We start from the raw sequence: 26,008 nt of genomic DNA on the forward strand, positions 1-26,008 counted from the left end.
GACTCCTATTTCACTTCCGGCGGCGTGCTGAAGGTGTGGTAGGGCGCAGGTGATGGCACCGTCCACTCCAGCCCCTCGGCCCCGTCCCACGGCTTGGCCGGGGCGGGCCGACCGCCGCGGATGCACTTGATGACGATGAACAGGAACAGCAGCTGGGTGGCGCCGAACATGAAGGCGCCGATCGAGGACACCATGTTGAAGTTGGCGAACATCATGTTGTAGTCCGGAATCCGCCGCGGCATGCCGGCCAGGCCGACGAAGTGCATCGGGAAGAACGCCAGGTTCATGCCGATGAAGCTCATCCAGAAATGGGTCTTGGCCAGCACCTCGTCATACATGTGCCCGGTCCACTTGGGCAGCCAGTAGTAGGCCGAGGCGAAGATGCCGAAGATGGCGCCGGGTACCAGCACATAATGGAAGTGCGCCACCACGAAATAGGTGTCGTGGTACTGGTAATCGGCCGGGGCGATCGCCAGCATCAGCCCGGAGAAGCCGCCGATGGTGAACAGGATGACGAAGGCCACGGCGAACAGCATGGGCGCCTCGAAGCTCAGCGAGCCACGGAACATGGTGGTTGCCCAGTTGAACACCTTCACCCCGGTGGGTACTGCAATCAGCATGGTGGCGTACATGAAGAACAGCTGGCCGGTCAGCGGGATGCCGACGGTGAACATGTGGTGCGCCCATACCGCGAAGGACAGGAAGGCAATGGCGCCGGTGGCATAGACCATGGAGGTGTAGCCGAACAGCGGCTTGCGACTGAATGCCGGGATGATCATGCTCACCGCGCCGAAGGCGGGCAGGATCATGATGTACACCTCGGGGTGGCCGAAGAACCAGAACACGTGCTGGAACAGCACCGGGTCCCCGCCGCCGGCGGCATTGAAGAAACTGGTGCCGAAGTGGATGTCCATCAGCATCATGGTTACCGCACCCGCCAGCACCGGCATCACCGCAATCAGCAGGAAGGCGGTGATCAGCCAGGTCCAGGCAAACATCGGCATCTTCATCAGGGTCATGCCCGGCGCGCGCATGTTGAGGATGGTGGCGATGATGTTGATCGCCCCCATGATCGAACTGATACCCGCCAGGTGAATGGCGAAGATGAAGAAGGTGGTGCTTTCCGGCCCGTAGGTCGTGGACAGCGGGGCGTAGAAGGTCCAGCCGAAGTTCGGTGCGCCGCCCTCCATGAACAGGGTCGACAGCAGCAGGCCGAAGGCCGCCGGCAGCAGCCAGAAGCTGAAGTTGTTCATCCGCGGCAGGGCCATGTCCGGCGCACCGATCATCAGCGGCACCATCCAGTTGGCCAGCCCGACAAAGGCCGGCATCACCGCGCCGAACACCATGATCAGGCCGTGCATGGTGGTCATCTGGTTGAAGAAGTTGGGGTCGACCAGCTGCAGCCCCGGCTGGAACAGTTCGGCGCGGATGACCATGGCCAGCGTACCGCCGATCAGGAACATGGCGAAGCTGAACCACAGATACATCGAGCCGATGTCCTTGTGGTTGGTAGTCAGTACCCAGCGCATCGGGCCCCTGGCCGGACCGTGGGCATGGTCGGCGTGATTATCGATCACTGCACTCATGACAGGTCTCCTATTGGCCGTTCTTGAAGTCGAGGATGTCCATGGGCGTCACTACCTCGCCGGTATCGTTGCCCCAGGCGTTGCGTTCGTAGGTGATGACCGCAGCCAGGTCGGTTTCCGACAGTTGCGCACCGAAGGCGGCCATGGAGGTGCCGGGCACCCCGTTGACCACCACGTCGATATGCGCGGTCACGTCGTTGAGCACGATGTCGCTGCCCTTGAGCGCCGGGAACATCGGCGGCAGGCCTTCACCACCGGGCTGGTGGCAGGCGCCGCAGCTGGCGGTATATACCCGCTCGCCGCGCTCCATCAGCTCTTCAGGCGTCCAGTCCTTGCCGGTGAGCTCGGCCTCGGCAGCGGCGGTGGCCTTCTTGTCGGCCAGCCAGGCGGCGAAGTCCTCGGGGCTGCGGGCGTCAACCACGATGGGCATGAAAGCATGGTCGCGACCACAGAGCTCGGTGCACTGACCGCGGTAGATCCCCGGCTCCTCGATGCGGGTCCAGGACTCGTTGATGAAACCGGGGATGGCGTCCTTCTTCACCGCCAGGGCGGGTACCCACCAGGAGTGGATGACGTCGGCAGCGGTGATCAGGAAGCGGATCTTCTGCCCGGTGGGCACCACCAGCGGCTCGTCCACCTCGAGCAGATAATGTTCGCCCTTGGCCTGCTGGTTGCTGATCTGTTCCCGCGGGGTGGACATGTTGCTCATGAAGCTCACGTCCTCGCCCATATAGTTGTACTGCCAGCGCCACTGATAACCGGTGACGAGGATGTCCAGGTCGGCATCCTCGGTGTCATAGATCTCGATCAGCGTCTTGGTCGCCGGGATCGCCATGCCCACCAGGATCAGCAGAGGGATGACCGTCCAGAGAATCTCGACGGTGAGGTTTTCATGGAACTTGGCCGGCACCGCGCCCCTGGAGCGTCGGTGCATGATCATCGACCAGAGCATCACGGCAAACACCATGGCGCCGATGATCACCGAGATCCAGAAGATGGTCATGTGCAGGTTGAATACTGAACGGCTGACTTCCGTTGCCCCCGGACTCATGTTTACCGTCCAATCGGCGCTGGCATTCCCGGCCAGAGCCATGAGGAGCATGCCATACAGCCAGGTGCGTGCATGTCGCAACATCCCGGTTTCCCCTTGTATTCTTGTTTTTATCGCGACGGCAGGGGCCGCTGGGGCCACTTCAGTCAGAAAGCAGTATAGACCTGAAGGCGATCATGGCAATTCCCTTGAGTCGCTTTTTTTATCAATTGTCAAGATCGTCAAGATTCCAATATGTAAGCAAAAGCAAAGTGACAGAATATTCATTCCCCACGCCTGCGGGTCACTTTGACGATATGCAGGCACTCTGCTAGCTTGGAATCCCGTCAATCCAGAGCATTAGGTGAGCTGCCGGCTCGCCATCATCGGAGTTGCCGAATGAAAATTGCGGAGTTACGCGAGCGTGTAAGGATCGCACGAGAGCACGAAGACAGTGACCGTGCGCTGCGCCAGTGGCTGGAGCAGAAGCTGCCGAAGCTGCACCGCACGATACGGATACGGGAGGACGCCGCCACCACCCTGTTCAATTTCGTGCAGGCCTATATCGAACGGGTGCCGGATATGCTGGAAGCGGCACAGTCGGTGGCCAACCACGCCAACATGCGCCCGCAGCTGATCCCAGTGCTCAAGGTCGCCGAGGAGTTCTTCCTGCAACCGGGGGAGGACCCGGAGCTGGACCGGGGCATGCTGGTATTGCTGGACGAGGCCTATCTGGCCCATCGGCTGGTAGAGGAGGTCAATGACCGCTACGTTGCGCACGGTGGGGAATCACTGATCCCGATGAACAACACCCGGGCCAACCTGATAGTCAACGACCTGCTGGGTGAGGAATACGCCAGCCGGCTGGACCGGGCGGTGGACGAGGCCGTGGCCGGGCTGCTCCCCGAGGGGGTATTCAGCAGCCCCGCGTTCCTGGCCTACAAGGAGGGCATCGGCGAGCAGGACCGGCACGAGGTCTGGCGCCGCTGGCCGAACATGGCCGAAGAGCTCGGGCTGGGGCTCAGCTGGAGGGACAATCTCTGAGCGGATTGCCCCGCCGCCATCAGCTGTCCTTTTTCTTCAGTTTCGGATTCGGGTAGAACTGCGCCACATGCGAGGTCGGTGAGGGCTTGCTCGCCGGCTGCACCGTCACCCGGGTCGGGATCTCCCGGGGCACCGAGTTGCCCCGTTCATCCAGGGTATCGGCAAAGCCGCACTCCACACAGTCGCGGTGCATGGTGCCGTCCTGCTGATACATGCGGATGGTATCCATCTTGCTGCATGCCGGGCATACCGCCCCGGCAATGAAGCGCTTGATCGGCTGTTCTGGGGTCTGGTTCATGCTGCCTGCTCCTCGGTCAGGCCACTGTGGCGCAACAGCGCTTCCACGGAGGGCTCACGGCCACGGAAGGCCACGAACAGCTCCATGGGCTCACGGCTGCCGCCACGGGCAAGGATATGATCGCGGAAGGACTGGCCCGTCTCGCTGTTGAAGATGCCCTCTTCCTCGAAGCGGGAGAAGGCATCGGCGGACAGTACCTCTGCCCATTTATAGCTGTAATAGCCCGCCGCATAGCCCCCGGCAAAGATGTGGGCGAAGCCGTTCTCGAAGCGGTTGAAGGCGGGCGGCGGCATGACCGACACCTCATCACGCACGGCCTGCAGCACCTCGCGGGCGCCTCGTTCCGACTGGGCGTGCAGCTCGAAGTCGAACAGCGAGAACTCGATCTGGCGCAGCATGCCGAGGCCGGACTGGAAGTTCTTCGCTGCCAGCATCTTCTCCAGCAGGTCCGCGGGCAGCGGCTCGCCGGTTTCGTGGTGACCGGAAATCAGCGCCAGACCTTCGGGCTCCCAGCACCAGTTCTCCATGAACTGGCTGGGCAGCTCCACCGCATCCCAGGCCACGCCATTGATACCGGAGGCGGCCGGGTAATCGACCCGGGTCAGCAGGTGATGCAGGCCATGGCCGAACTCGTGGAACAGGGTGGTGACTTCATCATGGGTCAGCAGGGCCGGCTGGTCGCCGACCGCCGGGGTGAAATTGCCCACCAGATAGGCCACCGGGCGCTGCAGCTCGCCGCCGGGCAGGCGGCGGCGGTCACGGGCGCCGTCCATCCAGGCACCGCCGCGCTTGTTGCTGCGTGCGTACAGGTCAAGGAAGAAGCGGCCGATGACGTCGCCGCCTTCGAGCACTTCGAACAGACGGGCATCCGGGTGCCAGCGGTCGAACTCGTCGACTTCGCGAAGGGTGATGCCGAACAGTCGGCTGGCGGTTTCGAACATGCCCTGCAGCACCCTGTCCACCGGGAACCAGGGTCGCAGTTCCTCCTGGGAGATGGCGTAGCGGTGCTGGCGCAGCTGCTCGGCGTAGTAGCCGGTGTCCCAGCTCTGCAGGTCAGTGCAGCCTTTGGTGGCGGCAAAGTCGTGCAGGGCCTGCAGGTCGGCTTCGGCGTACGGACGGCTGCGGCTGGCCAGATCGCGCAGGAAACCCAGCACCTGGTCGGTGCTCTCGGCCATCTTGGTCGCCAGCGACAGCTCGGCATAATTGGCGTAGCCCAGCAGCTCGGCCAGCTCCTGACGCAGCTGCAGAATCTCGGCAATCAGCGGGCCGTTATCATTCTCTCCGGCATGGGGGCCCTGGTCCGAGGCGCGGGTGGAGTAGGCGGTGTATACCTCTTCCCGCAGCGCGCGGTCGTTGGCATAGGTCATCACCGCATAGTAGCTGGGAAATTCCAGGGTGATCAGCCAGCCGTCCAGGTCGCGCGCCTCGGCCGCCTGTCTGGCTTGAGCGAGGGCGGATTCCGGCAGTCCGTCGAGCTGGCGGGCGTCAATGACATGCTTGGTCCAGGCCTGTGTGGCATCCATCAACTGGTTCGAAAAGCGGCTCTGCAGCTCGGACAGGCGCATCTTCAGCTCGCCGTAGCGTTTCTGCTGCGCCGGCGGCAGGGCGATGCCGGACAGGCGGAAGTCGCGCAAGGCATGTTCGATGATGGTCTGCTGGGCCGGGTCCAGTGCATCAAAACCCTCGCTGTCGCGCAGTTGCCGATAGGCCTCATAGAGTTTCTGGTTCTGCCCCATCTCGGTAGAGAACTGGCTCAGCAGCGGCAGGCAGCTGTTGTAGGCATCGCGCAGCTCGGGCGTGTTCATCACCGCGTTAAGGTGGCTGACCGGTGACCAGGCCTGGCTGAGGCGTTCGCCCAGCTCATCCAGCGGCTCGATCAGGGTACTCCAGCTCCACTGCGCCGGCGGGTTGGCGAGCAACTCTTCCAGCTGCGCCCGGCTCTCGGCGATGATCTGCTCGATGGCGGGCTTTACCTGCTCGGGCTTGATCTGACTGAAGGGCGGCAGGTCGTAGGGTTGCAACAGCGGATTGGACATGGCGGGCTTTCCTGAATAGCGTGAATACATACATTAACCAATAGATGCAGGCTTGGGCCGCTTAATTCAAGGGGTAACTGATGAATATACGTCCATTCGACGGCCATACACCGCAGCTGGGCGAGCGGGTTTTCGTGGATGCCAGCGCGGTGGTGTTGGGCGATGTGCAGCTGGGTGATGACTGCTCGGTATGGCCGGCGACCGTCATCCGTGGTGACATGCACCGCATCCGTATCGGCGCGCGCACCAGTGTTCAGGATGGCAGCGTGCTGCATATCACCCATGCGGGCCCGTTCAATCCGGACGGCTACCCGCTGACCATCGGTGACGATGTCACCATCGGTCACAAGGTGATTCTGCATGGCTGCACCCTCGGCAGCCGCATTCTCGTCGGCATGGGCAGCATCGTCATGGATGGCGTGGTGGTAGAGGATGAAGTGGTGATCGGTGCCGGGAGCCTGGTGCCGGCGAATAAGGTTCTGCGCAGCGGCTATCTCTACATGGGCAGCCCGGCGAAGGAGGTAAGGCCGCTGAGCGAGAAGGAGCGGTCCTTCTTCACCTACACCGCCGCCAACTACGTGCGGCTGAAGGACAGCTATCTGCAACAGGGACACTAGTCTGCATGGCGTTGCTGGCGCCTGATCATTGCCATGAATAACGGGCCGCACTCCCGCCGGGCTGGACTATGATCAGGGTCACGCCGGGCGGAGCCCGGGGAATCCACCTATCTTGCGAGGCACCCATGTCTGCCTATAACAACAGAAAGATCATTCTTCAGCAGCGTCCCCAGGGCGAGATCCGTGACGGTGACCTGGTGATGGTCGAGGAGCCGGTGCGCGAACTGCGCGACGGTGAAGTACTGATCCGCACCCTGTGGCTGTCGCTGGACCCCTACATGCGTCCGCGGATGAACGATGCCAAGGGCTACATGGACCCCATCGGCATCGGCGAGGTCATCGTCGGCGAAAGTGTTGGCCGGGTCATTGAATCGAACTCACCGAATTACAGCGAAGGGGATCTGGTGACCTGCTACTCCGGCTGGCAGGAGTACTGCATCATTCCCGGCGACGCGCCGATGGTATACAAGATCGAGCCTCGCGGTGTCCCGCTGCAGGCCTACCTGGGCGTCGCCGGCATGCCCGGACGCACCGGTTACTGTGGTCTGACCTATGTCGGCAAGCCCCAGGCCGGCGAAACCGTGGTGGTGTCGGCGGCGTCCGGTCCGGTGGGCAGTGTGGTGGGCCAGACGGCGAAGCAGCTCGGCTGCCGCGTGGTGGGCATCGCCGGGGGAGAGGAGAAGTGCCGCTTCGTGGTAGACGTGCTGGGCTTTGACGCTTGCGTCGACTACAAGGCCGGGAACCTGGAGGCCGACCTGGCTGCTGCCTGCCCGGATGGCATCGATGTGTACTTCGAGAACGTCGGCGGCGAGGTGACCCGGGCGGTGGCCAAACTGCTGAACAAGGGCTCGCGGGTGCCTATCTGCGGTTATGTATCTGCCTACAACGCCGAGGATGCCAGCAAGGTGGAGACGCCTTTCCACGTGTTCGGCGCCATGGGCGAGAACAAGCCCGAACACCGCTTCTTCCTGGTGACCGAGTGGCAGGACCGCCACCAGGAGATTACCAGGTTGCTGGCCGAGCAAGTGGCCAGCGGCAACCTCAAGTACCGCGAGACGGTCGCCGAAGGGCTGGAAAATGCTGTCGAGGCCTTCAAGGGCATGCTCAAGGGCAGAAACTTCGGCAAGCAGCTGGTGCACATCGCCGACTGACCCATGGGGGCCGGGTTCCATCCCGGCCATCTGGGGTTGCCAGTACCTTCGTTGGTCGAGGTGGAACTCGACCTTCCAGTTGCATCTTCGATGCAGGGAGCACTTCATGGAGGGCCGGGTTCCATCCCGGCCATCTGAGGTAGCCAGCACCCGCGCTGGCCGAGATGGAACTCGACCTTCCAGGTTGCACCTTCGATGCAGGGAGCACTTCATGGAGAGCCGGGTTCCATCACGGCCATACGGGGTTGGCAGTACCTGCGTTGGTCGAGATGGAACTCGACCTTCCAAGGTGCACCTTCGATGCAGGGAGCATGACTTCATGGAGGGCCGGGTTCCATCCCGGCCATCTGGGGTTGCCAGTACCTTCGTTGGTCGAGGTGGAACTCGACCTTCCAAGGGTCAGGTTTTTGCCCACTCCTGCTCCTGCAGGGCCCGCCACATGATCTTGCCCGCCGGTGACTTGGGCAGGCTGTCGACGAACTCCACCAGTTTCGGACACTTGTAGGCGGACATGTTGGCCTGGCACCAGCTGAGGATGTCCTCTTCGGCCGCGTCTTCGTGGCCAGCCGCCGGCACGATCACTGCCTTGACCGTCTCGCCGCGTCGCTCGTCGGGCACCGAGATGACGCACACCTCCTGCACCGCCGGATGGCCGTAGAGCAGTGACTCCACCTCCGCCGGCCAGACCTTGTAGCCGGAGGCATTGATCATGCGCTTGACCCGGTCGACCAGGAAGAAGTAACCCTCCTCGTCGTAGTAACCCAGATCGCCGGTGCGGAAGAAGCGCTTGCCGTCCAGTTCGATGAAGGCTTCGGCGGTCGCTTCCGGGCGGCGCCAATAACCCTGGAACAGCTGCTCGCCCTGCAGGACGATCTCGCCCACTTCGCCAACATCCAGTTCGCGCAGACTGTCCACATCGACCACCCGGGAGTCCACCCCGATGATAGGGATGCCCAGGCACTGGGGCTTGGGTGCTTGCGGCGGGTTCATGTGGGTGGCGCTGAGGGTCTCCGACAGGCCGTAGCCTTCGGAATAACGCAGACCCAACTTGCCCTCGAGCTTCGCGGCAATGGCCGCCGGCATGGCAGCTCCGCCACCGCCGATCGCCCGCAGACTGCTCAGGTTGTAGCGTTCGATGTCGGGGTCGGACAGCAGGTCCACCACCATGGTCGGGATATTGCGCCAGGCGGTCACGCCGTGCCGCTCGATCAGCTGCGCGGCGGTGCGCCGGTCCCAGCGGGTCATGATCACCTGGGTGGCGCCCAGATAGATGGCCGCGTTCATGCATACCTGCATGCCGGTGACGTGAAACATGGGCACGGACACCAACTGCACACCGTTGTGCTGGCTGTTGCCCCAGACCGAGGGATAGACCGTGGTGGCCATGGCGCTGTGATGGGTGTGCGCGCAGCCCTTGGGGTTGCCGGTGGTGCCTGAACTGTAGGGGATTACACAGAGGTCGTCCGGCCCGGCGGTCAACGGACCCGGCTCGTACTCGGCGTCCAGCGCCCGCTGCCACGCAGTGAGGCCGGGCAGGTCGGGTAGCTCGGCGGGCAGGGTGACCGCTTCCGGCAGGCTCAGATCAGTCGGCTCGCGGACATACTCGCCGTAGGCAGTGACGATCACCTCGCCCAGCCCATGCTCGCCCACCAGCCCGCTGATATTGTCCAGCAGCTCGCGGCCACACAGGGCCACCCGCGCTTCGGTGTCCTTTATCAGATACTCCAGCTCCGCCTGGCGGTTCATCGGGTTGACCGGCACCACCACGGCATTGGCCCGCAGGATTGCATAGAAGCCGATGACGAACTGCGGGCTGTTCTGCATGTACAGCAGCACCCGGTCGCCGGCCTGTACCCCGGCGCGCTGCAGGTAGCCGGCCAGGGCTTCGGCCTGCTGCTCCAGCTCGGCATAGGTCAGGGTGGTGCCGTAGTAGATGAGCGCCGGGTGCTGCGGATAGCGCAGCGCGGAAACGCTGAGGTTGGAGTAGAGACTGGTGGCCGGCAGCTCGAGGAAGTGCGGTACCAGATCAGGCCAGACGGCGTAGTGACGGTCAAACATGCGCGGAACTCCGGATCTGTCTTTGTAATTATCGGATACATCCAGTCAAGCACGCTCTGCCCGACCGGGGAACCGTCAGAATCGGCGGTGTTGATGGATCATAAGTGCAGCGATCGGCCCGGGCACTTTTTACAATGCTTCCAGTCGCTCGGACAGCTTGAGAAAGCGCTCACGGCGATGGTCGCTGTCCGGCATACGGCTGGCCCTCTGCAGACACGCCTGGCATTCCTCTCGCAGCGCCGCCGAAGGCTCGGTCCTCATCAGGCGCAGCAGTGACTGGGCGGTGTTCAGGGCGAAGCTGATATTGCGCGGCTGGGATGCCGTGGCCCTGCGGAACAGCTCCAGCGCCCGGGTGTAATCCTTCTGCTGGTAGGCAAGGATGCCCTGGCGGTTCCATTCCAGAGCGTCGGATCCGGCTGCGAGGATATCCGGATCGTCGGTATGGCTGGCCAGCTCGGCCCGCACCTGCGGGTCATCGCCGTACATTTCGGCACAGGTCCGCAGCACCTGATCGGCCTGTTGCGCCTGACCGAGGCTGCGCAGCTGCGCCGAGACCTGCAAGGCCGCGTCGGCGCTGAAGAACCCGTGCATCTCGTTGAGCTGCGTCAGTGCCTGTTCGGCCAGGCGCAGCGCGTCCTCCTTCTGGCCCGCTCTGTCAGCCGTCTGCGCCAGGGCCAGGCGGGAGCGCACGGCCAGCGCCGGATCGTCCCGCCAGTTGCGCTCCAGCTCGCCGAGGGTCTGCCGGATCTCTGTCAGCTGGCGCTGGCCTAGTGGGGTATCGGCCGCCTGGGCATGCAGGCTGGCCACCAGGTTGAGGTGATTCTCCGGATTGCGGAAATGCGAATGGCGGCCGAGGTCTACCGCGTGCCGGTAGGCCCGGGCGGCCTGCTCGTGATCGCCGTTCTGCTGTGCCAGCCGACCCATGCTCTCCTGCCGGCGCAGCGAGTGGGGTGACAGACGCAGCCCATGTTCGAGCTGCTGCTGGGCCTGTTCCGGCTCGTCGAGGGCGAGCAGCGTGGCGGCCAGACCGTCATGCAGCGCCGGGATCATCGGAAACCGGTCGATCCCGGCTTCGTAGGCGGCGCGGGCGTCGGCCAGCCGGCCGCTCTGCCGGTAGAGCTCGGCCAGCGCGAGCATGGCCCAGGGGACCGGCCGTTCGGCGATCACGCGCTGCAGCAGCCGTTCCTGTTCGTCGTGCTGGCCGAGCCCGCCCAGCGCGTTGGCCAGATGGCGCTGGCATTGCGGGCGGTAGCGCGGCTCGGCGGCCATGACCTCCCGGCAGGCGTGCAGCACACCGGCGTGATCCCCGGCGCGCTCGGCCTCGAGCACGGGGCGCAGGGCGGTCTTCATGGCGATCAACCGATCCAGCCGCTGCTCCAGACTGGCCTGATTGAATGGCTTGGCCAGGTAGCTGTCCGGCTCGCATTCCAGCGCGCCGAGTACCATCGCCTGGCTGCTCTCGGCGGAGATCATCACGAACACGCAGTGCGGTGCCAGCAGCCGCTGATGCTGCAGCTGTTCCAGTACCTGCTGGCCGTTCTTGCCCTTACCCAGGTTGTAGTCGTGCAGGATCACGTCATAGTGATGCCGGGCGCACAGTACCAGCGCTTCCTCACCGCTGGCCACCGCGTCGATGTCATTGGCACCCATCTGACGCAGCATGCCGGTCAGGGCAGAGCGGAAGTCGGTGAAATCATCGACGATGAGAAAGCGTTTACGGTGGTAGTCGGTCATCTTGAATCCGCATGCCTGAAAGAGGCAACAGGTACGGTTGATTTGCTGCCTGCACCCCGGCAGTGTAACCGATTGGGTCGGGTGAGGTGCCGAGCCGGGCTTTCCGGAGCATCACCGAGTATGAATGAAGAGAGCACATGATGATGAAAACAGGATCAGCGGCCGGGCGCGGGGCGGTGCCCGCTGCGCAGGAACCACAGAGCCGCTTCTATCACTCCCGCGGGCTGCGGCTGCATTATCTGGACTGGGGCAACGAGAACGCTCCGCTGCTGGTGCTGATTCACGGCGGGCTGGAGCATGCCCGGGTCTGGGATCATCTGGCGCGGCAGCTGTGCCATGACTGGCATGTGGTGGTGCCGGATCTGCGCGGCCACGGTGACAGTGACTGGAGCCCGGGCGGTGCCTACGCCATTCCCGACTTCCTGCCCGACATGGCTGCCTTGATGGCCGAGCTGGGCGAGCAGCCGGCGACGCTGGTGGCGCATTCGCTGGGAGGCAACATAGCGGTGCACTACAGCGCCCTGTTTCCGGAGCACGTCAATCGCCTGTGCGTAATAGAAGGGCTGGGTTTCTCACCGGAAGCCCGGGCGCGCCGGGACGAGAAATCCCGGCGCGAGCAGCTCCGCGAATGGGTGGAAAAGGCCCGCGGGCTGGACGCGCTGGGGCCCAGCCAGTACCCCAGCGTTGAAGCCGCAGTACAGCGGTTGATGGAGCATGACCCGCTGTTGAGTCGCGAGCTGGCCGAATATGTCTGCCAGCGCGGGCTGCGGCCCAACGAGAACGGTCAGTTACGCTGGAAGTATGATCATCAGGTGCGGGGCTTCGGGCCGGCGGAGGTCGCATCGGTGGAGCCCAGTGACCTGTGGCAGGCGATCCGCTGCCCGGTGCTGCTGATGTACGGCACCGAGAGCTGGGCCTCCAGTCCGCAACAGGATGGTCGCATCAGGCACTTCGCCGATGCCCGGCTGGTGATGGTGGAGCAGGCCGGGCACAACCTGCATCACCATCAGCCGGAGGTGTTCATGGAGCATCTGCGGGCGTTTCTGGCGGAGCCCGGGCGCTGAGCGGCGATGGGGTATAATACCCCGTTCCCTTGTCCCGGACGCCTGCCGGAACGGGGAGCGGCGTCCGTTTGTGGCCGGGGAGCGGCGCTGTCGATGCACTATCCTCCGGCCCTCGATCAGCAGACAGGACTCCCATGCCCAGAACTTCCCCCCATGAGTTGCGCAACGCCTTCCGTGAACTGCTCAGCAGCCGCTCCTGCTACCACACCGCGTCGGTGTTCAGCCCGCTGGCGGCGCGCATCGCCGCCGACCTCGGTTTCGAGGTAGGTATCCTGGGTGGCTCGGTTGCCTCGCTGCAGGTACTGGCCGCGCCGGACATTGCCCTGATCACCCTCAGCGAATTCGCCGAGCAGGCCACGCGCATCGGCCGGGTGGCGCAGCTGCCGGTGATTGCCGATGCCGACCACGGCTACGGCAATGCGCTGAACGCCATGCGTACCGTGGAGGAAATGGAGCGGGCCGGCATGGCCGCACTGACCCTGGAGGACACCGTGCTGCCGGCCCGGTTCGGCGGCAAGTCCTATGACCTGATCAGCGTCGAGGAAGGCGTCGGCAAGCTGCGGGCGGCGCGGACGGCGCGGGAAGACTCTGCGCTGGCGATCATCGGCCGCACCCATGCAGGTACACAACCGCTGACGGACGTCATCCAGCGTACCCGCGCCTACCAGGATGCCGGTGCCGATGCCCTGTGTCTGGTCGGGGTGAAGGACCTTGCCCACCTGGAGACGATCGCCGAGGGCCTGCGGGTGCCGCTGATGCTGGTGACCTATGGCAATCCGCAGCTGCAGGACAACATACGCCTTGCCGAGCTCGGCGTGCGCATCGTGGTCAATGGCCATGCCGCCTACTTTGCAGCGATCAAGGCGACATACGACGCTTTGCGCGAGCAGCGAGGCATCGAGCAGGGCAATGGCCTGAGTGCCTCGGAGCTGGCCCAGCGCTATAGTCTTCCTGACGACTACCTCGGCTGGGCCGCCGATTATCTGGACGTGACCGAGTAGGGCGGCCCTCCGCCCGTCACCTCATGCATGAGCCAATTAGCCCCGGCCTGGCCCATGGGCCATGCTATCAGGTACCCCTCAACCAACGGAGTGAAGCTTGTTCAGCCATTTATCCAATGACGATCAGTTCGATGAACTGGGCATGCACCTCGACGTACCCTACGTCCCCACCCATGAAAGCGTGGTCAGGGCCATGCTTGAGCTGGCCGACGTCGACGCCGATGACATCCTGTATGACCTGGGCTCCGGCGACGGACGCATCCCGGTAGCCGCGGCGGTGGACCACGGCGCCCGGGCCATCGGGGTGGAGATCGATTCCAGCCGCGTCGCGCTTGCCGAGGCCTACGCCGAGCAGATGGGCGTCGAGCACAGAGTCGCGTTCATCCAGCACGACCTGTTCGAAGTGGATTTCAGCCCGGCCACCGTGGTCACCATGTACCTGCTGCACACCGTCAATCTGGAGCTGCGTCCGCGCCTGCTCGCCGAGCTGCGGCCCGGGACCCGTATCGTTTCCCATGCCTTTGATATGGGCGACTGGCGCGCCGATCGCAAGATCGCCTTCAAGGGCGACGCCCTGTATCTGTGGATTGTCCCCGCCCGGGTGCACGGCCAGTGGCAATGGCAGAGCGCCGACGGCACGCGCTACCGGGTCGAGCTGCAGCAGCGCTACCAGAAGCTGATCGGCGAGCTGTGGATCAATGATCAGCTCGCCGAGCTGGAAGCGGCCCTGCTCTGGGGCGACCTGATGGAGCTGGTGGTGCAGCGCGAAGACGACTACGAACCGGAATCCATCGTGCTGCACTGCCAGGACCACCAGCTGGTGGTGGTCAGCGAGAACCAGAAGGGCACCGTGGCCCGCCGGGCGGCCTGAGCTGCAGCTGGCCGGCACCTGCCCGGCGGTTCTCTGAACTTTCCCCTGCCGTTCGGCTCAACCCTTAAGCGAGTCCGTTACCACGCGCACGGGATCAGTCCCCATGAACGACGATAGCGACGAAATGCGGGAGCGCACCTACCCGGTGCGGGAATTCATGCAGGTCCAGCGCCGCCACTGGCGCCTGGAGCGTATCGGCTGGGTCGCGTTTGTGCTGATCGTGCTGTCGGCGCTGCTGGGGCTGTTCTCCCAGGGCGTGTTCAGTCTGAACACCGTGGCGTCAGCGGACGGCGCCCTCAGCGTCGAACACCAGCGCTTCGAGCGCAACGGTGCGGCCAGCGCACTGAGGGTGGCGGTGCAGGGTGAGCCTGATGCGCAGGTGCAGCTGGAAATCACCGGCGACCTGCTGGAGAAATTCACCATCGAGGGCATGCAGCCCGAGCCGCTGAGCAGTGCCAGCTTCCGCGGCGGTCTGCGTCTGGTGCTGCGCACCGACCCGGCCGGCGACGCTGTGCTGCGTGTTGCGCTGAGGGCTGCCGGGCCGGGCGTCTCGCGCAGCCACTTCGCCCTGTACGGCGGCGCCGCACCGATCACTGTTTCCCAGTTCATCTATCCCTGAGAGGTTCCCATGGATGCTGTCCTGCGCGCCGCTGCCATCTATATCGCACTGCTGGTCATCTTTCGCATTGCCGGACGCCGGGCGCTGTCGGACATCACCACCCTGGACTTCCTGCTGTTGCTGATCATCGGCCAGGCCACCGGACAGGCACTGCTGGGCGATGACCACTCGATCACCAATACCCTGCTGGTGATCGTCTCGCTGATCACCATGGATCTGATCTTCTCGCTGCTCAAGGGCCGCTCCTCCTGGCTTGCCCGACACCTGGAAGGTGAGCCGATGATCGTGGTGGAGCAGGGCAGACCGCTCACCAGGCGCATGGCCAAGGCGCGGATCAGCGAAAGCGATGTGCTCGAAGCGGCGCGCATTTCCCAGGGCCTGGAGCGCATGGACCAGATCAAGTTCGCCATTCTCGAGCGCAACGGCCAGATCTCGGTGATACCCGAGGATTGACCATGCCGCCCGATGTTGGCCAGCCCGCAGGCACTCAGAGTGTCTGCAGGAAGGCCTCCAGCGCTTCAAGTTCATCAGCCTTCAGGTTCAGCGGTACCAGCAGCGCCGAGGTCTTCGGGAAATGCGGGTCGTCGGCCTGCTCGGGCCGCGGCCTGGGCCGAGGCATACCGGCGTTGTACATATTCAGCACGCCGCCCAGCTGGAACAGGCCATTGTGCATCCAGGGGCCGGTACGACCCACCTGGCGCAGGCTGGGGGTGCGGAACTTGCCGATATCGGCGGGATCGCCGGTCACCTCCTGGCGGCCCCAGTCCTCGAATCTGTCGCGGCCGTAGTAGGTCAGCCCCAGGTTGTGGAACTGGCGGTCGCTGAGCGCCGCACCATGGTGGCAGGTCATGCAGTGGCCGCGGGTGCGAAACAGGTGCAGGCCGTGGATCTGCTGGTCGGTCAGCGCCTGCCTGTCACCGCGCAGGAAGCGGTCCAGTGCGCTGCGCTGGGGCAACAGGCTGCGCTGATAGTCCGCCAGCGCCAGACCCAGCTGCTCGCGGGTTACAGGGCCATCGTCAAACACCGCCGCAAATGCTGCGGGGTATGACTCATCGGCATTCAGCCGCTCGAGCAGTTCGGGCACGCTGAAGGCCATCTCCAGCGGATCTTCGATGGGGTGCATGCTCTGTTCTTCCAGGGTCATGCTGCGGCCGTCCCAGAAGAACGGGCCGAGCAGGGCGGCAGTGGCAACCGAGGGCGAGTTGCGCCGGCCGACCCGGCGATCATGGCCGAAGGGGAAGCGCCGGCCATCGGCAAAGCTTTCCGACGGCTCATGGCAGGAGGCGCAGGCGATCTGGCCGGAGCGCGACAATATCGGATCCATGAACAGCCGCTCGCCGAGCTGCGCCCGCTGGGGCTGGTAGGCGCCCCGGGCACGCCATTCGGCGTGGGTGGGAAGCGGGGCCAGTTCCTGCCAGGGGCCGTCACCCATGATGGTCGGTTTGGGCCACCGGCTGATGGGTTGTTCGTAGAGCGCCCGCAGGCAACGGGCCTGCTGCTCCGGCGGCTCGGCGCAGGGCTTGGCGCCGTTTGCCAACAGCGAGGTGCCCAGCAGCAACAGGGCCAGACCATATTGGAGCATGATGAATCTGGGCATCAGAAACGGTACCCCACTTCCACCATGAACTGCCGGCCCACTTCATAGCCGGTGCTGTTTTTGTCGGCGGTACTGGCAATGCGTTTGTTCAGCAGGTTGGTTACGTCCAGGTTGACGAAGGCGGCCTGCTTGCGGGTGAAGGGCTTTTCCCAGCTGATGCGGGTGTCCCAGGTCAGGGTCGAGCCGTAGTCCTGCTCCAGCCATTCGCGCAGCAGCTGGCCCTGGTATTCCACGAACTGGCCGGTCTGGGCAACGCGACGATAGCCGCTGCGGTGACGGAAGAAGTTGGTCCAAGCGAGATTCCACTCGGGAATCACCGTGGTGGTGGCCAGGCGTACAGTCCAGGGACGGTTGTAGTTGTCCGCCGGCCGCTCGGAATAACGCATGGCACTGCCGTCATACATGATCAGCGGGTCATCGACCCAGAGCAGGCCGATGCTGCTGGTGTAGTCGTTGAGCCCCGAGCTGTTGATATCGCTCCAGTCGAGGGCCAGGTCGAAGGTGGTCCAGCTGCTGCCGAGGTGCAGCGGCAGCATGGGGCTGACCGTCAGCGACCAGATCTCGCTGTCGCTCTGGCCCCCGTTGTAATAGGTGTAATAGTTGGGCTTGAGCTGGTCGGGGGCCTCCGAGGGTTGGCCAATCTGCGAGCCCCAGGCGCGGGATACCTGATCGCGGGCCTTGCGCTCGACGTATTTCAGGGTGAATCGGGTACCCCAGCGGATATGGCTGAGCGCCAGTGATACTTCATCGTTGTAGGGAATATCCAACTGGCTGAACTTGCTGCCGGCCGGTGCGCGTTCACCGGCGACCCAGGGCGCGTTCTGGTCTTCCCGACTGTAGCTGACCTGCATCTGCTCCAGCGACTCGCGCAGGCGGTAGGTATATAGATTGCGCCCGTAGTAGCGGTTGGCGCCGGCGGTCACCAGGGTGCTGCCGTTGCCCAATACATCCAGCTCGGCGGCGAACCGCGGCGAGATGGTGGTCTGGTCCATGTAGTTGTCGCTGTCGACGCGTATGCCGGGGCGCAGGCTCAGGCGTCTGTACCGCATGTCGTCCTCCAGATACAGCGCCCATTGGCGGGTGCTGAATTCCACCTCGCCGGCTTCCAGCAGGCTGTATTGCGTCATGTACTGGCCGGGCCAGCCGTTGATAGTCTCGCCGACGGCGCACCAGGGATCGTTCGCTGCGCAGTAGTCGGTGGGCTTCAGGCTGGCAAGGGAATTGCTGAAGTAGGGTGCCCGACGCTCGAAGCCGACAGCATCGTGCTTCAGGGCAATACCGGTGTGCAGGCGGTGGCTGATCGGCCCGGTCTGCATCGGATGCCAGTGGATGTCGGCCTGGTACGCCAGCCCCCGCTGGCTCTGTTCGATATCGCCCATGCCGCCTTCGGATGCGACGTTGCTGCTGCTCCAGTTCTTCGACGTGGACGGACGCCATATGCGCATGTAGTCGGCTTCCGAGTCGCGGGCATTGTGCTGATCGCTCCAGCTCAGCTTCTGGCTGATCAGGCCAACGGGCGACTTCCAGTCCAGTGTCAGGTTCAGGGCCTGGCCGCCGGCCTGGGTGACGCGATAGGAGTGCAGCGCGTTGCTGCCGAAGCCCCGGTCCTCCTCCGGCGCGTGGGTGAGCGAGCCGCTCACGCGCAGCTCGGGGTTGATATCCCAGACGGCCTTGAGAAAGTAGTTATCGATCTGCAGCTCCCGATCCTGCCGCCGGTTGGCCTCGGGCGTGTCATGGCTGAGGCCGAAAACCCGGGTCGGGATGGTCGATTGCTTGCGCGAGAAACTGCCCAGCAGGCCGACATTGTCGGTCAGGTAGCCCTCCAGGGTGGCGCGGGTGATGAGCTTGTCGAACTCCGGCTGGTTGCCGGTGCCGAAAGCGGCCTCGAACTCGTCCAGCTCGGGATCGTTCTCATCCAGATGGTATTCAGTCCACTGCGAGCGGGACATCTGCAGCGAGAGCTTGCCGGACAGCTCCCGTTTCGGGTCGCGGGTCCTGGCGTCCACCACCCCACCGTTGAAGCCGCCGAAGGACGCCGGCACGTTGCTGTCGTGCACTGTGATGCTCTCCAGCAGATCGGTATCGACGGCCAGCCCCTGACTGCGGCCGGGCAACTCGCTGGCATTATTGGCGGTGTTGCCGGGGTCAAGATCGTTGTTCATGCCCATGCCATCAAGGGTGAACAGGTTCTGCCAGTGGGGCTGACCATTGATGCTGATACTGGCGGGGGAAATCTCTCCGGGCGTCTTGCTGCTGAGCTGGCTGTTATCGAACTGCACAGCCGGGTTGGTACGCAACAAACTGGTGATATCACCATTGCCGGCGGGCATCCGCTCGATCTGCTCGCGATCCACCTCGCGGGAGCCTTCATAGTTCTTGCGCTGGCCCTTGACCAGCACATCGCCGAGTTTCAGCGAGGCGGCCTGATCAGTCGGAACAGCGGGTTGGCCGGCAGGGGCGCGAGGGTCGGCGGCATTGACCGGCAGGGTCAGGCAGAACGACAGGACAAGCGGTGTTGCAGCAGAAACAGCTGAATGACGGCGAGGCACAGGGGACTCCATCCAGAAAACAGGAAACCGTGGCGGCGCACTGTTGTGGTTATGCCGCAGCGGCGTAGCTGAAAGCGGATGAGAATTATATATGGATGCTAATGATTATCAACAACTCTAAGGGCGCCAAGTGCTGGAAGAGATGGGCGATGCTTGTAGCCGCAGCAGAGCGCCTGAAAGCATCGCAGGCGTGACATGTATAGGAAATGACGAAATCTATACATGTCGGATGTGGCGTGTATACTTTTCCCGACTTTATATACATGAGCTTAGCCTCATGTCGAAAAGCGGCTGTTTTCTATACACGTCAACAATGGAGTGCAATGGATGGTCGAAGCACTGTTAAAGCTGCCGCTGACTGACATGGCAGCGCTGGAAACGCGAGCGGTGCTGAAACGAGCCGCCGAAGCCCACCGCTATCTGGCAGAGCTCAAGGGCGTAGCGGCCAGTATTCCGAACGAAGCGATACTGATCAACACGCTCAGCTTGCAGGAGGCCAAGGACAGCTCCGAGATAGAAAACATCGTCACCACCCACGACGCGCTATATAAGGCTAACCTGTTTACCGAGGCAGTGACTGACCCAGCTGCCAAGGAAGTACAGGACTACGCCATCGCTCTGACGCAGAGCTTTCAGACCGTGCGCCGACACCGGCTGATTCGGCTGGACGACATTCTCGGTGTTCAGCAGCAACTGGAACATAACAGGGCTGGTTTGCGTCGCTTACCAGGCACTGAGCTGAAGAATGCCCGCACCGGGGAGGTGGTCTATGTGCCCCCGCAGAATGCACGGGAAATCGAAGACCTGATGAATAATCTGGTCGAATATATAAACGACGACAGCCTCTGTGATGCGGACCCGCTGGTAAAGATGGCAATCATTCACCATCAGTTTGAAAGTATTCATCCCTTTTACGACGGTAACGGCCGTACCGGGCGCATCATCAACATCCTTTATCTCGTGGCCCAGGATTTGCTCAACCTGCCAGTTCTGTATTTGAGCCGCTATATCATCCGCAACAAGGCGGGTTACTACCATCATTTGCAACAGGTACGCGAAACCGGCGACTGGGAGCCCTGGTTGCTGTACATGCTTGATGGCGTAATTGACACCGCGCAGGCCACCATCAAGCTGATTGGCCAGATCAAGCAGTTGATGCAGGAATACAAGCAGCGTATGCGTCAGGAGCTGCCCAAGCTTTATCGCCAGGAACTGCTCAATAACCTGTTCAACCACCCTTACACCAAGATCGAGTTCGTCATGGATGATCTTGGCGTGTCGCGCATCACCGCCACCAAATATCTCGAACAACTGACAGCTGAAGGTTTTCTGCATAAGGAAAAAATCGGCCGTACCAATTACTTCATCAACCAGCCGCTGTGTGCACTGCTCATCGAGCAGGCGTAACTAGAAAGCTCAGGAAGTTTTTGATCCATGACACAAAACGATATCGTCCAGAAACCCTGAACCTCTGCGACGTCCTCCGCGACGACGGCATCAATTTGCTCAACGATTACAAACGCATCCCGCTCAGCCTGTCCACCGGCAGGGATGCGGACGGCAAGCTGGTGCATGACGACCTGATCGAGGCACTGGACCAGATCGACTGGTTCAGTGCACTGAAGGACACCGCCTGGGCGACCTGTACGAAGGTCTCTTGGAAAAGAACCAGCGAAACCAAATTCGGCGCTGGCCAGTACTTCACCCCGCGTGCGTTGATCCCTGTTCCTCGTGTGTCGCTTATCGTTTCAGGCTGAACCGATAATCATGCCGCTCCAACGGCCCATCCAGTCCGACCTGGTAGGTGTCCACTACCACCTGATCATCGTCCATCACTGTCAATACGCGGAACATCGGTACGTGGTGGTCTTCGTCCGGGATCTTGGTGCGTTCCAGCGCGGGGATATGCAGATGGTGCACGCCATCGACCTGTTTCGAGTGATCACTGCGCTCCAGGTCCATATGCAGGTCGCCGGAGATCATGCCCACCAGATTCGGCTGCGCCACTATGTCGGCGAAGCCGGGGTGGTGAATGCCCTTGTCGGCCCGCTCGGGGAAGGTACCGGCGGGGGCGCCATGCACCACCAAGAGGACCGGTTTGGGCTGCAGCTGCTCGATCTGCTGGCTGATCCAGGCTACACCCGTGTCGTCAAAGTCGCGACCTGCATCCGGCGACGCCATGACCAGTGCCAGTTGCTCGAATTCCAGCACATAACGTGGCCCTTCCAGCTCGACCTTGTCCTGATTCCACAGTTGGGCGTAGTGCATGTAGCGTTCAACAGTGGAGCCGTGTTCCTCGTTGCCCATGATCGGGTAGAAGGGCAGCGCCAGGCGCTGCAATACCGGGGTGACGGCCTGATACTGCAGCTCGGTACCCTTGTGTGCGATGTCACCGACACCGATGACAAAGTCCAGATCCAGAGTATCGGTCAGGTGATTGACATGGCCGACGGCGGCGGCCAAGCCGGGGAATTCGGCCTTGGGCTTGGGTTCGGCGTCGCCGAGGATGGCAAAGCGCAGCACCGGGTCGGCGGCCTGGGTGAGGGCTGGGGTCAAGGTGCTGGCGGCCAGCAGCAGGGTGGGGAGCAGGGTGCGGAGGTTCATGGTGGTTCCTTGGTCTGGTGGTGGTTGGTGTCTGGTTTGGGGCGCTCATCGAGTCCGATCGCGGCCCGTGGTGTTCGACGTTCCCGGGGGTGTCGAGATCCGGCTCGACAGGGTGTGTTGGTTATAACCCCAGGTTGCCGAGGTGGAACTCGGCACTCCAGGGCCTGGGAGGGACGAGCACCAGCTCGTCCACGTACTGTCAGCTGCCGATCACTCTGCCATCCTCATGGGTGATGACCAGCGTGGTGGAGCGGGGGCGGCTGTGGCCGTCGCTGGCGGGGTAGCTGAGTTTGGGATGCTGGATGTTGACCCACAGGGTGCGGTAGTCCGGGGTCCAGGTGATGCCGGTGATTTCCGCGCCTCTTGGGCCGACCAGGAAGCGGCGGACTTCCCGGCTCTGCGGATCGGCGCACAGCAACTGGTTACAGCCGGTGTTGACCGTGTGTGCGGCTTCCTCGTCGGAGTCGGTCTGGATCCACAGCCGCCCGGCACCGTCGAAAGCCAGCCCGTCCGGGGAGGAGAAGATATCGCCGCGGATATTACCGATCAGGTTATCTGGCAGCGGCTGACCCTCGGCGTCCAGCGCTCCGGGCTGGTCACCGGCGAGCAGGAATACGTCCCACTCGAAGGTAGTGGCAGCCGGGTCGGCGTTGGCCTCGCGCCAGCGCACTATCTGCCCGTGCTGATTATTCGGTCTGGGGTTGGCCGGGTGCAGCGGGAAGCGTTCACCGCGCTCGCGGTTGTTGGTCAGGGTGATGTAGACCTCGCGGCTGTCGGGATGCACCGCGACCCATTCCGGGCGATCCATGGGCGTGGCACCGAGCAGGTCAGCGGCGCCCCGGGCGTTGAGCAGTACCGCCTGCTGATCGGCAAAGCCGTTGGCCGGAGTCAGACCCTGCTCGCCCCAGATCAGTGGCAGCCACTGGCCGCTGCCGTCCTCGTTGAAACGGGCGGCGTATAGGGTGCCGCTGTCCAGCAGCTGACGGCTGGCGGCCGGGTTGGCCGGGTTGGCTGGGTCATGGCGGCCGTCGGGCACGAACTTCCACACGTACTCGCCCCGGGCGTCGTCGCCGGAGTAGATAGCCATGCGCCCGTCCTCGCCGAGCGAGACCACCGCACATTCCCGGCTGAGACGGCCCATGGCGGTGCGTTTGATCGGCATGCTGTCCGGGTCGAAGGGATCGATTTCCACCACCCAGCCGAAGCGATGGGGTTCGTTGACCTGGCCCTGGTGGGGCTGGTTGTCATCCGGGGTGGCGTCGAAGCGCTCGTCCACCGATTCCCAGGCGTAGTAGGCGCTGCGCTGGCCGTTGCCGATGCCGTAGCGCTGGTGGGTCGGGCGGGTGGCGTGGTCGGCGGCGTTGCGGTTGACGAAGTAGTTGTGGAAGTTCTCTTCACAGGTCAGGTAGGTGCCCCAGGGGGTGACGCCCATGGAGCAGTTGTTCAGGGTGCCCAGCACCCGGGTGCCGGTTGGATCACTGGCGGTGCGCATGCGTGGATCGCCACGCAGCGGGCCGCTGATGGCCATCGGCGTCATGGCGCTGATACGCCGGTGGTAGCGTGAGCCGGCCACCCGTTGCCACTGGCCGTCGGCACTGCGGCGGATCTCCAGCACGCTGACCCCGTGGGCAGCCTGCTCCTTGCGCACCTGATCGACGGGGCGCTGGCGGCGGCCATCGGCCAGGTCGGTATAGCGGAAGCCGTCAGTATGCAGGGTCGGGTTGATGTACTCGTGGTTGATCACCAGCAGGCCATGGTCATTGGGTGCCTGCTCGAAGGGGAAGAAGTGCATGCCGTCATGGTTGTCACCGGCCTGCAGCAGTTGTGCCTGCCAATCCTGGGAGGCGTCCTCGCGCCAGGTCGGGGCATTGTCCAAGACCGCATCGCCCCAGCTGAAGAACGGCTGGGCGCGGTAACCCTCGGCCACCAGCACCCGGTCGAAGTCGGCTGCGGTCTGCGCCGCTACTCCGCTGAAGCCCAGCAGTGGGCTGGCTGCTGGCGCGCTGCTGCGCTGGCAACCGAGCAGGCTGGTGCCGAACAGGCCGATGGCTGCCAGCGCCAGACCGCCCTTGAGTACCTGACGGCGGCTGCGGTTAATGATGCTGTTCAGGTCGGCGGCCTGGCTGGGGTTGAGGCAGCGGTCGTCCAGCGCCTGCAGGTCGGCGTGGTAATGCTGATGTTCCTGTCTCATGCTGCTGTCCTTATTGAATGCGGTAGCGGAAGGTGTTGCGGATGCCGGGCACGTCTACCGGCTGGCCGTCGATCAGCCGTGGCTGGTAGCGGAAGCTGCGGGCGGCGGTCAGTGACGGGCGCTCGAACAGGGGGTCGTCACAGGCACCTTCGACCACCTGGGGATTCTTGACCCGGCCTTCCCGGGTGACCGTGTAGATTACCGTGCAGTCGCCTTCCAGACCGCGATCCAGCGCACGTCTCGGGTAACTCGGTGGCTGTTTGCTGATCGGCTGGTACTGGGCGATGGCCGCCGCTTCGGCGGCGCGTCGGGCGGCTTCGGCATTGGCTCTGGCCTGGGCTTCGGCGGCCTGGCGCTGCTGCTCGGCCAATGCCTGCTGTTCGGCCCGTTCGCGCTCCTGCTGCTCCCGGGCCAGCTGTTGCTGGCGTTCCCGTTCCTGCTCCTGTTGCCTGCGCTGCTCGGCCAGCCGCTGCTGCGCTTCGCGTTCCTTGTGTTCTTTCTGCTGCTGTTCTTCCAGGCGCTTGCGGGCGATGGCGGCGTGGTCGACCTGCGGCTCCTCAATCTGCGTGGGCTCGGGGTCCACGGCCACCGGTTCCACTGCCGGTGGCGGCACCGGTTCTGGCTCGGGGGCAGGAGCGGGCAGGGTGACCAGTTGGGTGATCATCACCGGCTGGTTGTGACCGGCCGGGGGCTCGGGTGACCAGCTGGCGTACAGGCCCCAGGCGGCAGCGGTGTGCAGGGCCAGGGTGGCGACCATTGGCAGCAGCCAGCTGCGCGGCTGGCAGGGACGTGGGCGGGGGCTGGTCGGGATCAGATCGTTCATGCGTCAGGGTGCCTCGGTAATCAGGCCCAGCCGGGTGATACCGCCCTGTTGCAGCGCGGCCATGCCTTCGATCACCAGTCCGTAATCGGCGTGGCGGTCGGCACGGATGAACACCTGGGTCTCGGGCCGGGCGGCGACCAGGGCAGTGATGCGCTGGCGCATCTCTTCCAGTGAGCTGCTGCTGTCGCTGTACTGCTCGGTGTTGACCGTGTCGCCTTCGTTCCAGTGGTAGTTGCCCTGATCATCGATGGACAAGGTGACAATATTGAGAGGATCGTCATTGGCCAGGGCTTCGCTGGCGACCTTGGGCAGTTCGATCTGCACACCTTGGGTGAGCATGGGCGCAGTGACCATGAAGATCACCAGCAGCACCAGCATCACGTCGATATAGGGCACCACGTTCATTTCCGAATTGGGCCGCAGCCTTCTGCGTTGCGGGCGCATGGCTTACTGCCCCGTCCGGCTGTGCAGACGCCGGTGCAGCAGCGCGGAGAACTGTTCGGCGAAGCTGTAGTAGCGGTTGATCAGACCCTCGGCGCGGGCGGCAAAGCGGTTGTAGGCGATCACCGCCGGAATCGCCGCGAACAGGCCGATGGCGGTGGCGATCAGCGCCTCGGCAATGCCCGGGGCCACCGCCGCCAGGGTGGCCTGCTGGGTCTGGGACAGGCCGATAAAGGAGTTCATGATGCCCCACACGGTGCCGAACAGGCCGATATAGGGGCTGACCGAGCCGACCGTGGCGAGGAACGGCAGATGCTTTTCCAGCCGCTCCTCTTCCTGGGCGATGGCGATGCGCATGGCCCGCTGCACGCCTTCCATCACTGCTTCCGGCTCACTCTGCTGCTCGCGCAGGTGGGCAAACTCGCTGTAACCGGCGTGGAAGATGCCCTCCACGCCGGAGCTGTCGGCCTGCTGTTGCTGGTACATCTGGCCAAGGTCGGTGTCCTTGGACCAGAAGCTGCGCTCGAAGCGCGTCAGCGAGCGCCGGGCGCTACCCATCAGGCTGCTGCGCTGGATGATCAGGAACCAGGAGATCAGCGAGGCCAGTACCAGGATCAGCATGACCAGTTGGACCAGCAGGCTGGCTTCGGCGATCAGTGTCCAGGGGGACATGTTGGGGGAGTCGGACATGGTG

22 protein-coding genes and 1 pseudogene are annotated in these 26,008 nt (G+C 63.6%); 10 read left to right on the forward strand and 13 right to left on the reverse strand.

Annotated elements, in window-relative coordinates:
• Positions 1 to 5 precede the first annotated feature (5 nt).
• Both ctaD and coxB read right to left on the reverse strand, forming a co-directional pair.
• Positions 6 to 1,586 carry a cytochrome c oxidase subunit I gene (gene ctaD, locus IEW63_RS10800; protein WP_188636620.1) on the reverse strand — a complete coding sequence of 527 codons (1,581 nt, stop codon included), beginning with the start codon at positions 1,584 to 1,586 and terminating at the stop codon, positions 6 to 8.
• Positions 1,587 to 1,596: 10 nt separating this feature from the next.
• On the reverse strand, positions 1,597 to 2,721 hold the full coding sequence (gene coxB, locus IEW63_RS10805) for a cytochrome c oxidase subunit II (RefSeq protein WP_188636621.1): 1,125 nt from the start codon (positions 2,719 to 2,721) through the stop codon (positions 1,597 to 1,599).
• A 294-nt stretch (positions 2,722 to 3,015) separates the two neighbouring features.
• Between coxB and IEW63_RS10810 the strand changes: the two genes are divergently transcribed.
• Positions 3,016 to 3,660 carry a hypothetical protein gene (locus IEW63_RS10810; protein ID WP_188636622.1) on the forward strand — a complete coding sequence of 215 codons (645 nt, stop codon included), beginning with the start codon at positions 3,016 to 3,018 and terminating at the stop codon, positions 3,658 to 3,660.
• A gap of 19 nt (positions 3,661 to 3,679) precedes the next feature.
• Here IEW63_RS10810 and IEW63_RS10815 read toward each other — a convergent pair whose 3' ends face one another.
• Together IEW63_RS10815 and prlC are read right to left on the reverse strand one after the other, a co-directional pair.
• Positions 3,680 to 3,958, reverse strand: coding sequence for a YheV family putative zinc ribbon protein (locus IEW63_RS10815; RefSeq protein ID WP_188636623.1), 279 nt, complete (start codon positions 3,956 to 3,958; stop codon positions 3,680 to 3,682).
• Entirely contained in the window at positions 3,955 to 5,994 is a 2,040-nt protein-coding gene (gene prlC / locus IEW63_RS10820) for an oligopeptidase A (protein WP_229710455.1), read from the reverse strand. Before prlC ends, IEW63_RS10815 begins: the two co-directional genes overlap by 4 nt.
• 80 nt (positions 5,995 to 6,074) lie before the next feature.
• On the opposite strand from prlC, the gene IEW63_RS10825 reads away from it, so the two are divergent.
• Together IEW63_RS10825 and IEW63_RS10830 are read left to right on the forward strand one after the other, a co-directional pair.
• On the forward strand, positions 6,075 to 6,611 hold the full coding sequence (locus tag IEW63_RS10825) for a gamma carbonic anhydrase family protein (protein WP_188636625.1): 537 nt from the start codon (positions 6,075 to 6,077) through the stop codon (positions 6,609 to 6,611).
• A gap of 125 nt (positions 6,612 to 6,736) precedes the next feature.
• Entirely contained in the window at positions 6,737 to 7,762 is a 1,026-nt protein-coding gene (locus IEW63_RS10830) for an NADP-dependent oxidoreductase (protein ID WP_188636626.1), read from the forward strand.
• A gap of 399 nt (positions 7,763 to 8,161) precedes the next feature.
• Here IEW63_RS10830 and IEW63_RS10835 read toward each other — a convergent pair whose 3' ends face one another.
• Together IEW63_RS10835 and IEW63_RS10840 are read right to left on the reverse strand one after the other, a co-directional pair.
• Complete coding sequence (locus IEW63_RS10835; protein WP_188636627.1) at positions 8,162 to 9,820, reverse strand: long-chain-fatty-acid--CoA ligase; 1,659 nt, start codon at positions 9,818 to 9,820, stop codon at positions 8,162 to 8,164.
• 129 nt (positions 9,821 to 9,949) lie between these two features.
• Positions 9,950 to 11,554, reverse strand: coding sequence for a response regulator (locus tag IEW63_RS10840; protein WP_188636628.1), 1,605 nt, complete (start codon positions 11,552 to 11,554; stop codon positions 9,950 to 9,952).
• Between the two features lie 137 nt (positions 11,555 to 11,691).
• Between IEW63_RS10840 and IEW63_RS10845 the strand changes: the two genes are divergently transcribed.
• The 5 genes from IEW63_RS10845 to IEW63_RS10865 all read left to right on the forward strand — a co-directional run bounded on the left by IEW63_RS10845 (position 11,692) and on the right by IEW63_RS10865 (position 15,562).
• Positions 11,692 to 12,618 carry an alpha/beta fold hydrolase gene (locus IEW63_RS10845; RefSeq protein WP_188636629.1) on the forward strand — a complete coding sequence of 309 codons (927 nt, stop codon included), beginning with the start codon at positions 11,692 to 11,694 and terminating at the stop codon, positions 12,616 to 12,618.
• Between the two features lie 134 nt (positions 12,619 to 12,752).
• Entirely contained in the window at positions 12,753 to 13,619 is an 867-nt protein-coding gene (locus tag IEW63_RS10850; protein ID WP_188636630.1) for an oxaloacetate decarboxylase, read from the forward strand.
• A 97-nt stretch (positions 13,620 to 13,716) separates the two neighbouring features.
• Positions 13,717 to 14,490: a class I SAM-dependent methyltransferase gene (locus IEW63_RS10855; protein ID WP_188636631.1), complete on the forward strand. Its 774-nt coding sequence runs from the start codon at positions 13,717 to 13,719 to the stop codon at positions 14,488 to 14,490.
• 103 nt (positions 14,491 to 14,593) lie between these two features.
• Positions 14,594 to 15,109: a hypothetical protein gene (locus IEW63_RS10860; RefSeq protein ID WP_188636632.1), complete on the forward strand. Its 516-nt coding sequence runs from the start codon at positions 14,594 to 14,596 to the stop codon at positions 15,107 to 15,109.
• Positions 15,110 to 15,118: 9 nt separating this feature from the next.
• Positions 15,119 to 15,562, forward strand: a complete 444-nt coding sequence (locus IEW63_RS10865; RefSeq protein ID WP_188636633.1) for a DUF421 domain-containing protein — start codon at positions 15,119 to 15,121, stop codon at positions 15,560 to 15,562.
• Positions 15,563 to 15,596: 34 nt separating this feature from the next.
• Here IEW63_RS10865 and IEW63_RS10870 read toward each other — a convergent pair whose 3' ends face one another.
• A complete protein-coding gene (locus IEW63_RS10870) occupies positions 15,597 to 16,706 on the reverse strand; it encodes a cytochrome-c peroxidase (protein ID WP_229710456.1) in 1,110 nt (369 codons plus the stop codon).
• Positions 16,706 to 19,255: a TonB-dependent receptor plug domain-containing protein gene (locus tag IEW63_RS10875; protein WP_188636634.1), complete on the reverse strand. Its 2,550-nt coding sequence runs from the start codon at positions 19,253 to 19,255 to the stop codon at positions 16,706 to 16,708. The genes IEW63_RS10870 and IEW63_RS10875 overlap by 1 nt, the downstream gene beginning before the upstream one ends.
• A gap of 327 nt (positions 19,256 to 19,582) precedes the next feature.
• On the opposite strand from IEW63_RS10875, the gene IEW63_RS10880 reads away from it, so the two are divergent.
• Both IEW63_RS10880 and IEW63_RS10885 read left to right on the forward strand, forming a co-directional pair.
• On the forward strand, positions 19,583 to 20,662 hold the full coding sequence (locus tag IEW63_RS10880) for a Fic family protein (RefSeq protein WP_188636635.1): 1,080 nt from the start codon (positions 19,583 to 19,585) through the stop codon (positions 20,660 to 20,662).
• A gap of 27 nt (positions 20,663 to 20,689) precedes the next feature.
• Positions 20,690 to 20,976: pseudogene (locus IEW63_RS10885) on the forward strand (N-6 DNA methylase); the annotation flags it as partial.
• Between the two features lie 19 nt (positions 20,977 to 20,995).
• On the opposite strand, the gene IEW63_RS10890 reads toward IEW63_RS10885, so the two are convergent.
• From IEW63_RS10890 to tolQ, 5 genes are all read right to left on the reverse strand, one after another.
• Complete coding sequence (locus IEW63_RS10890) at positions 20,996 to 21,859, reverse strand: metallophosphoesterase family protein (protein WP_188636636.1); 864 nt, start codon at positions 21,857 to 21,859, stop codon at positions 20,996 to 20,998.
• Between the two features lie 199 nt (positions 21,860 to 22,058).
• On the reverse strand, positions 22,059 to 24,050 hold the full coding sequence (locus tag IEW63_RS10895) for a PhoX family protein (RefSeq protein WP_188636637.1): 1,992 nt from the start codon (positions 24,048 to 24,050) through the stop codon (positions 22,059 to 22,061).
• Positions 24,051 to 24,060: 10 nt separating this feature from the next.
• Entirely contained in the window at positions 24,061 to 24,873 is an 813-nt protein-coding gene (locus tag IEW63_RS10900) for an energy transducer TonB (protein ID WP_188636638.1), read from the reverse strand.
• 3 nt (positions 24,874 to 24,876) lie between these two features.
• Entirely contained in the window at positions 24,877 to 25,317 is a 441-nt protein-coding gene (gene tolR, locus IEW63_RS10905; protein ID WP_188636639.1) for a protein TolR, read from the reverse strand.
• Between the two features lie 3 nt (positions 25,318 to 25,320).
• On the reverse strand, positions 25,321 to 26,004 hold the full coding sequence (tolQ, locus tag IEW63_RS10910; protein WP_229710459.1) for a protein TolQ: 684 nt from the start codon (positions 26,002 to 26,004) through the stop codon (positions 25,321 to 25,323).
• Positions 26,005 to 26,008: the final 4 nt, after the last annotated feature.

It is taken from the genome of Halopseudomonas pertucinogena (assembly GCF_014646575.1).
Taxonomy (GTDB): Bacteria; Pseudomonadota; Gammaproteobacteria; order Pseudomonadales; family Pseudomonadaceae; genus Halopseudomonas; species Halopseudomonas pertucinogena.

Excerpts from the sequence above, each read along its gene's own strand:
- ctaD (WP_188636620.1), bottom strand. The coding sequence starts at position 1,586 with ATGAGTGCAGTGATCGATAATCACGCCGACCATGCCCACGGTCCGGCC.
- coxB (WP_188636621.1), bottom strand. The coding sequence starts at position 2,721 with ATGTTGCGACATGCACGCACCTGGCTGTATGGCATGCTCCTCATGGCT.
- IEW63_RS10810 (WP_188636622.1), top strand. The coding sequence starts at position 3,016 with ATGAAAATTGCGGAGTTACGCGAGCGTGTAAGGATCGCACGAGAGCAC.
- IEW63_RS10815 (WP_188636623.1), bottom strand. The coding sequence starts at position 3,958 with ATGAACCAGACCCCAGAACAGCCGATCAAGCGCTTCATTGCCGGGGCG.
- prlC (WP_229710455.1), bottom strand. The coding sequence starts at position 5,994 with ATGTCCAATCCGCTGTTGCAACCCTACGACCTGCCGCCCTTCAGTCAG.
- IEW63_RS10825 (WP_188636625.1), top strand. The coding sequence starts at position 6,075 with ATGAATATACGTCCATTCGACGGCCATACACCGCAGCTGGGCGAGCGG.
- IEW63_RS10830 (WP_188636626.1), top strand. The coding sequence starts at position 6,737 with ATGTCTGCCTATAACAACAGAAAGATCATTCTTCAGCAGCGTCCCCAG.
- IEW63_RS10835 (WP_188636627.1), bottom strand. The coding sequence starts at position 9,820 with ATGTTTGACCGTCACTACGCCGTCTGGCCTGATCTGGTACCGCACTTC.
- IEW63_RS10840 (WP_188636628.1), bottom strand. The coding sequence starts at position 11,554 with ATGACCGACTACCACCGTAAACGCTTTCTCATCGTCGATGATTTCACC.
- IEW63_RS10845 (WP_188636629.1), top strand. The coding sequence starts at position 11,692 with ATGATGATGAAAACAGGATCAGCGGCCGGGCGCGGGGCGGTGCCCGCT.
- IEW63_RS10850 (WP_188636630.1), top strand. The coding sequence starts at position 12,753 with ATGCCCAGAACTTCCCCCCATGAGTTGCGCAACGCCTTCCGTGAACTG.
- IEW63_RS10860 (WP_188636632.1), top strand. The coding sequence starts at position 14,594 with ATGAACGACGATAGCGACGAAATGCGGGAGCGCACCTACCCGGTGCGG.
- IEW63_RS10865 (WP_188636633.1), top strand. The coding sequence starts at position 15,119 with ATGGATGCTGTCCTGCGCGCCGCTGCCATCTATATCGCACTGCTGGTC.
- IEW63_RS10870 (WP_229710456.1), bottom strand. The coding sequence starts at position 16,706 with ATGCCCAGATTCATCATGCTCCAATATGGTCTGGCCCTGTTGCTGCTG.
- IEW63_RS10880 (WP_188636635.1), top strand. The coding sequence starts at position 19,583 with ATGGTCGAAGCACTGTTAAAGCTGCCGCTGACTGACATGGCAGCGCTG.
- IEW63_RS10890 (WP_188636636.1), bottom strand. The coding sequence starts at position 21,859 with ATGAACCTCCGCACCCTGCTCCCCACCCTGCTGCTGGCCGCCAGCACC.
- IEW63_RS10895 (WP_188636637.1), bottom strand. The coding sequence starts at position 24,050 with ATGAGACAGGAACATCAGCATTACCACGCCGACCTGCAGGCGCTGGAC.
- IEW63_RS10900 (WP_188636638.1), bottom strand. The coding sequence starts at position 24,873 with ATGAACGATCTGATCCCGACCAGCCCCCGCCCACGTCCCTGCCAGCCG.
- tolR (WP_188636639.1), bottom strand. The coding sequence starts at position 25,317 with ATGCGCCCGCAACGCAGAAGGCTGCGGCCCAATTCGGAAATGAACGTG.
- tolQ (WP_229710459.1), bottom strand. The coding sequence starts at position 26,004 with ATGTCCGACTCCCCCAACATGTCCCCCTGGACACTGATCGCCGAAGCC.